At 60.4% G+C, this 619-nt stretch carries 1 protein-coding gene; it reads right to left on the bottom strand.

The window, feature by feature from the left end:
- Window positions 1–195: 195 nt before the first annotated feature.
- Window positions 196–619 (bottom strand): anti-sigma factor domain-containing protein (locus ACFHWW_RS34085; RefSeq protein WP_379943787.1); only part of this gene is annotated, 424 nt, incomplete at its 5' end.

Below are 619 nucleotides of genomic sequence, written 5' to 3'. Positions count from 1 at the left end.
CCCCCCACCATCGGATTTTCCGCGTGTGCCACGCCGAGCAGCATCGACAGCGAGGCAGCCGCCGCTACAAGCGATAATTTCATGGTACGTTCAGTGACGGGCATGGCGTATCTCCTCAGTTAAGTTCCCGTTCCACCGGGATACGGAGGAGCTACGAGAGAATTGCCGCGGGAGTTTCAACGGCTATGACTTTTTTCAGATGCTCTTGAGATCGCCTGCTGCTACTAGGGGCCCGGTCGGCTGCCCCGTGGGCGATCCGCCCTCGGGTTCCAGTGAGATCGCGAATGCGGCATCGCGCTCCAACAGTCGTGCGACATTCTCCTGCAATGCCAGGTGGACCGTCTCACCCTCGGGAATGATGCCTGCCGATATCGGAGATTGACCGGCTTCAATCACCCATAGTTCGAAATCGCGATTTGCCGCGCGAGCGCCCGACAGATGCGATAGGCCGATGCGATTATGCACCGGATCGTAAATCGCCAGATAGCGGACATCGGTGTCATCAGCAGCCAGCGAGGCGACGCGTTGGAAGCCTGGTGCCTCTGCAGGCGGTCTGAGGATTGAATCTACAACGACGAAAGCCAGCGCGACCAGGGCCGCAGCGGCGACGCCGCAGCGG

This window comes from Sinorhizobium sp. P24N7, assembly GCF_042436655.1.
Classification (GTDB): domain Bacteria; phylum Pseudomonadota; class Alphaproteobacteria; order Rhizobiales; family Rhizobiaceae; genus Sinorhizobium; species Sinorhizobium meliloti_A.
Note: the sequence above shows the minus strand (reverse complement) of the source record. Positions and strands in the feature narration are given on the sequence as shown.